This window comes from Streptomyces misionensis (assembly GCF_007896895.1).
GTDB classification, from domain to species: Bacteria; Actinomycetota; Actinomycetes; order Streptomycetales; family Streptomycetaceae; genus Streptomyces; species Streptomyces misionensis_A.
Window position 1 is genome coordinate 1 of the sequence record NZ_VOGW01000042.1, and the last position, 10,445, is coordinate 10,445.

General features: G+C 73.4%; 5 protein-coding genes. 3 read left to right on the forward strand and 2 right to left on the reverse strand.

What is annotated here, in order from left to right; translation table 11 throughout:
- Positions 1-101: 101 nt before the first annotated feature.
- The gene (locus tag FRZ03_RS07685) at positions 102-1,091 is read right to left on the reverse strand and encodes a bacteriocin fulvocin C-related protein (RefSeq protein WP_146464403.1); all 990 of its coding nucleotides are present in this window, start codon (positions 1,089-1,091) and stop codon (positions 102-104) included.
- A gap of 427 nt (positions 1,092-1,518) precedes the next feature.
- Between FRZ03_RS07685 and FRZ03_RS07690 the strand changes: the two genes are divergently transcribed.
- The 3 genes from FRZ03_RS07690 to FRZ03_RS07700 all read left to right on the forward strand — a co-directional run bounded on the left by FRZ03_RS07690 (position 1,519) and on the right by FRZ03_RS07700 (position 9,679).
- Positions 1,519-4,212, forward strand: a complete 2,694-nt coding sequence (locus FRZ03_RS07690) for a WD40 repeat domain-containing protein (RefSeq protein ID WP_222443345.1) — start codon at positions 1,519-1,521, stop codon at positions 4,210-4,212.
- 428 nt (positions 4,213-4,640) lie between these two features.
- Positions 4,641-6,239 carry an alpha/beta hydrolase gene (locus FRZ03_RS07695; protein ID WP_186785299.1) on the forward strand — a complete coding sequence of 533 codons (1,599 nt, stop codon included), beginning with the start codon at positions 4,641-4,643 and terminating at the stop codon, positions 6,237-6,239.
- A gap of 278 nt (positions 6,240-6,517) precedes the next feature.
- Positions 6,518-9,679, forward strand: a complete 3,162-nt coding sequence (locus tag FRZ03_RS07700; protein WP_146464405.1) for an amidohydrolase family protein — start codon at positions 6,518-6,520, stop codon at positions 9,677-9,679.
- A 93-nt stretch (positions 9,680-9,772) separates the two neighbouring features.
- Here FRZ03_RS07700 and FRZ03_RS07705 read toward each other — a convergent pair.
- A partial coding sequence (locus FRZ03_RS07705) for a TetR/AcrR family transcriptional regulator (protein WP_261398679.1) occupies positions 9,773-10,445 on the reverse strand: 673 nt, incomplete at its 5' end.

Here is a 10,445-nt window from a genome sequence, read left to right on the forward strand (position 1 = left end):
CTTCCGGTGTCCGGCGCTCGGACGGTTTCGGTGATCCCGGCACAGTCGTCGCGATCAGGGATCGGCTGTGCGGCCACCGTCCGAGGCGGCTCGGACGAGGGCTAGTTGATGCAGAGCCCGTTGCACACGTACTGCCAGAAGGATCCGCAGCCGCGGTACATCTGGCAGCCGCCTTGGCCGTACTGGCAGTGGGTGGCGTTCGTGCACTGGTCGTCCTCGTCCGTGCAGGTGCAGGCGCCGCCCGCGGGACGCGCCGTGTCCTCGGCTGCTTCAGCCGGCCCGAGTGTGCCCAGCAGTGCGCTGCGGCCGTCCGGGCCGAACGCCTCGGAGGCGGACCTGCTGAGCCGCTTCAGATCGGTCGTGGCCGCCGTCCTGTTGTCGTCGGCGAAGTGGTTCGGTGAGGAGGCCCAGGCGACGGCCTGGTCGTAGACGGCCCGTTGGTTCGGTGTCATGCCGGGGTGGGTGGCGCGGTAGTGCTCCAGGTGTTCGAGCCACATCCGGCTGCGGGCCTTCGCGGACAGTTCGCTGTAGATGGCGCGCCGGTAGACGAGCGGATAGGCCACCAGGTCGCTGTAGCGCTGCGGCAGATTGCTCTTGTTGCGCTGCGCCCAGGCCAGCGCGGTCTTGCAGGAGTCTTCCGCGAACGCCGGTGTCCTGCCGAGGAGGACGATCCCGGCCGCCACCGCCGCGCCGGTCCCCAGCCGCAGGAACTGCGACCGCCCGATGGCGTTGCCGTGCCCGGGTGCCGGCAGGGGGCGCCGGCTCTCCTGCCGGAGCCGGCCCATGCCGCGCAGCACGGCGGTCGTCGAACGAACGCCGAGGTGCCGGACGAGCGGGAGCGCCATGGCCGCCCCGGTCCACAGGCGCACCTCGCCACCGGTGGCCCTGATCAGCGTGGGGGCGGGCGGCGCTCCCTCGCCCAGCCGGGCCGTACGCCACTGCTGTACCTCGGTGTGGGTCAGCGGCAGCACTTCGAGTTTCCCGTCACCTGCGTGCCGCACGGTGGCGGCGATCTGCCGGCACGTCGCGCACGAGGCGTCGAACGCAAGGATCCACCGGGCCCGCGGCGGCGTGGCGGTGTGGTCGTTCACATCTTCTCCTTGGCTTTCCGGATGTCGAAGAGACCTCTTGGTGTGACGTCGCGTCCGGCGCGTGTGATCACCCACCGGCTGCCGGCGCCCGCGGCTTCGGCTCATGCGGTCTCTTCGTGGACGGCCTGTGTCAGCCCCTGGACATGTCTAGCCCGTGCGGGTTGTTCGGCTTCGAAGGTGTGGTGGCGAACAAACAGATCCCGAAAAATGCGATCTCACAGCACACCCGGGGGGAGGTGCGGACATGCCGCGTGGCGAGCGTCCGCTGGAAGTGGGAGACAGTCCGTTGCTGCGCTTTGCCGCGAGGCTGCGGAAACTGCGCCACCAGGCAGGCAGCCCGGCATACCGGCAGATGGCCGAACACGCCCATTACTCGGTCTCGACGCTTTCAGAGGCGGCGGCCGGGCGGCGGCTTCCGACGCTTGCTGTGACTCTCGCCTACGTGTGCGCCTGTGGCGGGGACCCGCTGGAGTGGGAGCGGATCTGGCAGGAGACGGCAGCCGACATGGACGTGCCGCGGCAGCCTGCCGTGGAGCCCGGGCAACGAGCCCCCTACGCGGGGCTGGCGGCGTTCCGGACGCAGGACGCGGAGTGGTTCTTCGGCCGCGAACGGCTGGTGGCCCAGGTGCTGCGGCGGCTGCGGGAGCAGCGGTTCGTGGTGGTGATCGGTGCGTCGGGATCCGGGAAGTCGTCGCTCCTGCGGGCCGGCCTGGTACCGGCACTGCGGCAGCGGACGGTGGTGTTCACCCCCGGACCGCGTCCCGTGGAGGAGTGCGCGATCCACATCGCGGCGATCGCGGGCGGCACCCCGGGGCGGTGGTACGAGGAATTGCGGGCCGATCCCGCGAACCTGCACCGCGCGCTGCGCCAGGCACTTGCCGCGGAGCCGCCCGAGAACGACATCGTCCTCGTCGTGGACCAGTTCGAGGAGACCTTCACCCAGGGCACCGCGGAGGACGCCGCTTTCATCAGTGCGCTGGTGACCGCCGCACGGGCGCCGAACAGCCGCTGCCGGGTCGTCCTGGCGGTCCGCGCCGACTTCTACGCCCACTGCGTCCGCCACCCGGACCTGGCGCGGGCGTTGCACGACGCCCAGGTCCCGGTGGGACCGATGAGCCTGGATGAACTGCGCAGCGCGATCGTCCAGCCCGCCGTACGGTCCGGGCTCACCGTCGAGGGAGCGCTGCTCGCCACACTGACCGCCCAGGCCCACGGCAGGCCAGGCGTCCTGCCTCTGCTGTCGCACGCCCTGCTGGAAACCTGGCGCCGCCGGCGCGGCAACGCCCTGACCCTGGACGGCTTCCGGGCCACCGGCGGGCTGGAGGGTGCCCTGGCCCGTACCGCCGAGACCTTCTATGAGGGGCTCACCACGGCGCAGCGCGACGTGGCCAGGCAGGTCTTCACCCGGCTGACCGCGCTCGGGGAGGGCACCGAGGACACCCGGCGTCGGATGACGAGGGCCGAACTCGACGACACGCCCGACGTCCGCGTCGTCCTCGAGCGCGCGGCGGCCGCGCGGCTGCTCCTGCTGGACCAGGACCGGATCGAACTGACCCACGAGGCCCTGATCCGCTGCTGGCCCCGGCTGCACCAGTGGCTCACCCGGGACCGGGAAGCGCTGCGCATCCAGCGGCGGCTGACCGAGGCGGCCGACCTGTGGGAGTCGCTGGACCGGGACGCCGGCGCCCTGTACCGGGGTGCGGCGCTCTCCATGGCCCGGAATGCCCCTCTGTGTCCGAGCCGCCGTGAGCGGGCGTTCTTGCAGGCGAGTGTCGAGGCCGCGGCCGTCGAGGCGGCGCGAGGACAGCGCCGGAGTCGCCGTATGCGGCAACTTGCCGCGCTGCTCGCCGTACTGCTGGTGGCCGCGGTCGGCGCGGTCGGCGTGGCGGTGCGGGCCCAGCAACAGCTCACCCGGCAGCGCGACATGGCGCTCGCCCAGGAGTCGTCGGCCCAGGCGGTGGCGCTGCGGGCGGCCCGGCCCGCGCTGGCGGCGCAGCTCAGCCTGGCAGCGCTGCGGCTGGTGCCGGGGGCGGCGCAGCAGGACGCGCTCATGAGCACCATGGCGGTGGCGCTGCCGAACGGCGGGGGGCAGCAGGGGCACACCCAGGCCATCAGCTCGGTCGCGTTCGGGCCGAACGGCCGATGGGTGGCCACCGGCAGCTTCGACCACACGGTGCGGCTGTGGAACATCACCGATCCGCTCCGCCCGGTCCCCGGGCCCGGTGTCATGCACAGCCCGGACGTCGCAACCGGTGTCGCCTTCAGCCCGGACGGACGTCTCGTGGCCACCGCGGGACGCGACCGCACGGTCCGGCTGTGGGACGTCGGCGATCGACGCCGCCCGGTGCTGGTGCGGACCCTGACCGGGCACCGCGACATCGTGTTCTCGGTGGCCTTCAGCCCCGACGGTCGGCTGCTCGCCTCCGGCAGCTACGACCACACCGTGCGGCTGTGGAACGTCACCGAGCCCTCCCGGGCCCGGCTGCTGTCGGCCCTCACCGGCCACCGGCTCAACGTCAAGCCGGTGGCCTTCAGCCCCGACGGCCGGCTGCTCGCCTCGGGCAGCGACGACCGTACGGTGCGGCTGTGGGACGTCACCGACGGCCGGCGCCCCCGCCCCCTCGGTGTGCTGACGGGCCACCGCGACTTCGTCGACGCCGTCGCGATCAGCCCGGACGGCCGCACGCTGGCCTCCGGCAGCGACGACCGGACGATCCGGCTGTGGAACATCACCGACCCACGGCATCCGGTGTCGCTGAAGACCCTTACGGGACACGCCGACGTGGTCACCTCCGTGGCCTTCAGCCCCGACGGACGGCTCCTCCTGTCGGGCAGCAACGACCGTACGTCGCGCCTGTGGGACGTGACCGACCCGCGCACCCCCCGCGCGCGGCACGTGCTGACCGGCCACCTCGGCGCCGTCAACGCGGTGGCCTTCAGTCCGGACGAACGACTGCTGCTCACCGGCAGTGCCGACCACACCGCCCAGCTCTGGCGACCGGACGTGGCGGACGCGGCAGCTCTGGCATGCTCGTCACGGGCGCACCCGACCATCACGGAGAAGCAGTGGCGCACTTACCTCCCGGGGGTCGCCTACCAGCCGCCGTGTGAGCACGGTTGACACCGAGTCCTGTGTGCCCTCCCGGACGGCCGTCCCGGGCTCTCGCAAGCGCCCACCCGCTGCTGCGCGAGCAGCGGGTACGCGGCCCCGCTCGGGAAGCCCGGGCGGCTCACCCTGCGGGTCGCGGGCCGTACGGGGAGCGGGGCCTGCCGCGTGGGCCAGAGCCGGCCTGCCGCCGCGGAACGCCGGACGGTCCCGCCGCCCCGGCGCGCACTCTCGCCCCCGACGCGCCGCGCCCACGCCCACGGCCCGACGTGGCGGCGCAGGGCCCTGCGGATCACCTGGACAGGCTTCGTTCCGCTCAACGGGACATGATCACCCGTTTATCGGATTGATAAAGATGGTTGTCAGGCTCTGTTCACAGCCCTCGCACAGCCGAGAGGATCCCCGCCTGACCATTCGGCAGCGATGCCCGGGGAGGGGCTCACGTGAGGGAGAACAGACCGAAGAGCCGCCTGCTGGCGCTCGGTTCGGCCGGAGCGCTCGTCACCGCGAGCATGATCGCGAGTGTCGTCTCGGCACCCGCGGCCGGCGCCGCGGGGCGGCCGGCCCAGGACCGCGCGGCGAAGGGCGCGGAGATCGCCGCCGCCCGCGCCGCAAAGGCCGGCATCGACTGGCAGGACTGCCCGGCCGACTGGGGGCTGGCCAAGCCCATCCAGTGCGGCTGGGTCAGCGTGCCCGTCGACTACACCCACCCGGACGGCAAGCAGATCAAGCTCGCCGTCGACCGCGTCGCCAGCACCGGCACCCCGGCCGAGCGCCAGGGCGCGCTCGTCTACAACCCGGGCGGCCCCGGCGGCTCCGGGCTGCGCTTCCCGACCCGTGTGACCGGCAAGAAGCCGGTCTGGGCGAACGTCGCCAAGGCCTACGACTTCGTCGGCTTCGACCCGCGCGGCGTCGGCCACTCGGCGCCCATCTCCTGCGCGGACCCGCAGCAGTTCGTGCAGGCGCCGAAGGCGGACCCGGTCCCGGACACCGAGGCGGACAAGCTCGCCCAGCGCAAGCTGGCCCGCGAGTACGCCGACGGCTGCCTGGACCGCACCGGCCGCACCATGCTCGAGCAGATGACCACGCCGAACACCGCCCGCGACCTGGACGTCATCCGCGCCGCGCTCGGCGAGCAGAAGCTCAACTACCTCGGCGTCTCCTACGGCACCTACCTCGGCGCCGTCTACGGCACCCTCTTCCCGGGCCACCTGCGCCGCATGATCGTGGACAGCGTGACCAACCCGGCCCGGGACAACATCTGGTACCAGGCGAACCTGAACCAGGACGTCGCCTTCGAGGGCCGCTGGAAGGACTGGGAGGACTGGGTCGCCGCAAACGACGCCGCCTTCCATCTCGGCACCACGCGCGCCGCCGTCCAGGACAAGTGGCTCCAGCTGCGCGCCACCGCCAAGAAGAGCCCCATCGGCGGGGTCGTCGGCCCGGCCGAGCTGATCTCCTTCTTCCAGAGCGCGCCTTACTACGACTCCTCGTGGGTGCCGGTGGCCACCGTCTTCAGCCGGTACGTCGCCGGTGACACCCAGGCCCTGGTCGACGCGGCCGCCCCCGACCTGTCGGACACCGCGGGCAACATCGCCTCGGAGAACTCCAACGCCGTCTACACGGCCGTCGAGTGCACCGACGCCAAATGGCCCACCAGCTGGCGCACGTGGGACCGGGACAACAGCCGGCTCAACCAGGACTACCCGTTCATGACCTGGGCCAACGCCTGGATGAACCTGCCCTGCGCCACCTGGCCGGTCAAGCAGCAGAACCCGGTCGACGTCACCACCCACAAGGGTCTGCCGCGGGTCCTGATCGTGCAGTCGACCCGCGACGCCGCGACCCCCTATGAGGGCGCGGTCGAGCTGCACAAGCGCTTCGCCGGCTCCCGCCTGATCACCGAGAAGGACGCGGGCTCCCACGGCGTGACCAGCCTGGAGAACCCCTGCATCAACCAGCGCGTCGACGCCTACCTGATCGACGGCAGGCTCGACGGCTCCGACGTCACCTGCACCCCGCACGCCACGCCCAAGCCGTGACCCTGCTCGCACGGTGAGAGGGGCGGCCGCACTCTGCGGCCGCCCCTCGCCCGTTCCCCCGCCCGGCAGCGGGCGAGGTCGCCGAGGCGTGGATACGACCGGAAAACCGGTCCGCGCAGCCGCCTCCAGTGAGAGGCCTCGGAGAATCGGGAACGACGTCACTCGTGCGGACCGTGACCCGAGGCGTCGGCGCCGGTTGACCAGGGAGCCCGGTCCCCGGGACATGCGGGTACTGCCGCGCGGGACCGCCCGGGCGCTCGCGTCGAGAGGAACACGGCATGGACACAGGTCAGGGGTTCTTCAGCCGGCGGCGCTTCCTGGAGGCGTCCGCCGCGGGCGCCGCCGCGGCTTCCCCACTGCGGGTGCGAACCGCCGCGGCGCGGCGCGTGCTGACGTATCGCGAGATGACCGGTGGATCGGTCACCGCGCGGCCCGGCGGGGCGTTCCTGATCGCCGAGGTGCAGGGAGTTGTGTGGCGGATCCCGCGCACGGGTGGCGACGCGGTGCGGCTGACCCGCTGGGAGCTGGAGGCGACCCGGCCCGCGCTCTCCCCGGACGGACGGACCGTGGCCGTGTGCGGGTACCGGGGCGGCGGCTTCCACCTGTGGACGCTGCGGCCGGACGGCGGCGGGCTGCGCCCGCTCACCAGCGGTCCCTGGGACGACCGGGACGTGGCCTGGTCACCGGACGGCACGCGGCTGGCGTTCTCCTCCGAGCGCGGCGGGGATCCCGTGGCCGGCGGCGCCTTCGGCCTGTGGACACAGGACCTGGGCAGCGGCCGGACGACCCGGCTGACCGGCGGCGCCCACGAGGACTACGACCCGGCGTGGTTCCCGGACGGGCGGTCGCTGGTGTGCGTGCGCGCCGCTCACACCGAGGACGGCGGCAACGACGGCGGCCTGTCCCTGGTGCGCGTCCCGGCGGCGGGCGGGCCGGCGCAGGTGCTGCGCACGGTCACCGAGGGCCGGCTGCTGTGCCCGGCCGTCTCCCCCGCCGGCCGGATCGCCTATCTCCGGCTGACGGGCACGAGCGGCTCGCCGTCGCTGCCGGCCGCCACGGCGACGCTGATGGTGGACGACCGGGTGATCGCGGCGGGCGAGGACCCGGCGGCGGCCCCGCCCTGCTGGCTGGACGAGGACCGGCTGCTCTACGTGGCGGACGGCCGCATCCGCATCCGCGGGGTCGATGCCCGGGGCGCCGCGGACGTCGAGGAGATCCCGTTCACCGCGCGGATGCCCGTGCCCCGGCCGCCGCGCCGGGCCGCGCGGCGAATCCCCGACCCGGCCGTTCCCGCTCCCGTACGTGGCCTCCACCGGCCGACGCTGGCACCGGACGGCCGCAGCGTGGCGTTCGTCGCGCTCAACGCCCTGTGGCTGGTCCCGGTCTCCGGCACCGGGCGGACGGGCGACCCGCGCCGGCTGGTGCAGGCCGCCGACGTGCACCACCTGCAGATGCCGGCCTGGGCGCCGGACGGCCGCAGCCTGCTGTACTGCACCGACCGCGACGGCCTGAGTGCCGTGCGCCGACTGCGCCTGGCCGACTCGCACGACGAGCAGGTCACCGGCGGCGGACGGCTGTACCCGGCGCTGTCTCCGGACGGCTCGCTGCTGGCCTGCCAGGACGTCACCGGGAACGTGCTGGTACGCGACCTGGCCACCGGCGAGGAGCGGGTGACGGCCCGCCCGCTTGCGGCCGACGGACCGCCCGGGGCACCCACCTGGTCCTCGGACGGTCGCCACCTGGCATTCTGTGATCGCAACCGGCTCAACCACCGGTTCCGCGAGGGCTACAACCTCATCCGGATCGTGGACGTGCGCACCGGGACCGAGCGACGTCGGCTGCCCGCCGACCACCAGTCGCTGTCGGACCGGGTCGCCGCCGGGCCCCTGTGGTCCCCCGACGGCCGCTGGATGGTGTTCGTCGCCGAGTCCGTGCTGTGGCTGCTGCCCGTCGCCGCCGACGGCACGCCCACGGGCCCGGCCCGCCGGCTCACCGACGAACCGGCCGACCACCCGAGCTGGGCCGGCGACTCCCGCACCCTCCTCTATCTCTCCTGCGGCAAGCTGCGGCTGCTCTCCCTGGACGCCGCGCATTCCCCGGGCCCCCTGCGCACGCTCCCGGTCCGGCTGACCGGTCGGCGGGCGCCCCACGCGCGGGAGCCGCTGCGCGTCCACGCCGGCCAGCTGTGGGACGCCACCGGCAGCCCGCCGCGCCAGGACATGGACGTCCTGATCCGCGGCGACCGGATCACCGGCGTCGAGCCGCACCGTGCCCGCAGGCCGGGCCACCGCGCCTTGGACGCCTCCGGACAGACGGTGCTGCCCGGCCTGTTCGACAGCCACACCCACCCCTACACCGCCACCTACGGAGCCCGGCAGAACCTGACCTTTCTCGCCTACGGCGTCACGACCACCGCCTGCATGGGTGGCCCGCTGTACGAGACGGTCCGGCTGCGCGAGTCGGCCGCCACCGGGTACGGACTCGGCCCCAGGTCGCTGGCGTGCGCCGAACTGATCGACGGCGCCCGCACCGCGTACGGCATGGGACGCGCGCACCGCACCGAGGCGGGCGTTCGGGCCACGCTGCGGCGGGCCGCCGCCCTGGACGTCGACTTCGTCAAGACCTACGTCCGCGCGCCGGGCAGGACCATGGCGCTGGCCGCGCAGGCCGCGCACCGGCTGGGCGTTCCGTGCGGCAGTCACCTGTGCTTCCCCGGCCGGGCCGCCGGCCAGGACCTGACCACGCATCTGCAGGCCACCCAGCGGCTGCCGTACGGCCACGCCACCACGCCGCTCGGCCGTGTTCACCAGGATCTGGTCGAGCACTACGCGGACGGGGCCTTCGCGCTGATCGGCACGCCGTTCACGGCGCAGTGCCTGCTGGGCGCCGACCGGACCCTGGCCGACGACCCGCGGGTGAGCACCCTGATGCCGCCCTGGGACGCCGCCGCCGTCCGCGACCGCGCCGCGACCCCGCCCACCCGACAGCAACGGGACGCCCTCGCCTCGGAGATGTCCGACTACCGGCAACTGGCCGCACACGGCGCCGTACTCGCCCTGGGCACGGACTCGCCCTTGGTGCCCGTGGGTCTCTCCCTCCATCTGGCGTTGCGCGCCCTGCACGGGCACGGTTTCACCGCGGCCGAGGCCTTGCACACCGTCACCACCGTTCCGGCTCGCCTCTTCGGTGTGGACCGGGACCTCGGCACGGTGGAGGCCGGCAAGCTCGCGGATCTGACGGTGGTCGACGGCGATCCCTTCCATGACTTCGGCACCCTCGTGCACACCTCCGTGGTGCTGCGCGACGGCGTCCCCCACCGCTGGCAAGACCTGCCCGGCCTCAGCCCGGCGGGCACTCCCGGTCCTCCCCACGCCACCTGGCTCGATGTCGCCCGCTACTTCGAGCGCTCCTCCTGCTGCCACTTGGGCGGGGGCTCGTAGTCCCGAGGGGCTCGCGAGCCACACCGCCCCATGAAGCGGCGCAGCCGGGTTGCCCAGGGATCGACGGCAGCGCCCCTGGCTGGGCGGTACGGGCTACGGTTTCCGCTCCGGGGGGCGGATGCCGTCGAAGAGGTTGTCGACGAGGGCGTCGATGAACTCCGGTGTGACGGGCTCGTCGGGGATCAGGCTGCGGTGGTAGACGGCCCCCCAGAGCTGGTCGACCAGGACCCGCACATCGACGTTCTCGCGGATCTGGCCCTGCTCCTTGGCGCGGGTCAGGCGCTGGTAGGCCAGCTCGCGTCGGCCCGAGGAGTACAGGGCGCGGTAGGCGCGTGCGAGGTCGGGATCGGTCTGGGCGGCGCCGATGAGTTCGAGCAGGGCGTGGCCCCCGGGGCCGGCCATGACCCGGCGGTGGTGGTGGAGCTGGTCGCGCAGGTCCTCGCGGACGTCGCCGGTGTCGGCGAAGGACAGGGTGGTGTGTACGGCGTGGAAGTACCCGTCGAGGGCGAGGGCGCCCAGTGACTGCCACCACTTGTACAAGGTGGTCTTGCTGACACCGGCGGCCTTGGCGACCCGTTCGAACGTCAGGTCGGCCATTCCCTCGCTCAGCATCAGCCGTCCGACGGTCTCGAGGACGTCGGCACGGACCTCGTCGGCGGGGCGCCGTCCGCGCCCGCGCGGACGCGGACTCGGGCGCGGGTCGGGGTCCGAGCGCGGATTCGGGTCCGGGTCCGGGTTCGGGTCGGTCCGGTCCGGCTGGGTGGGC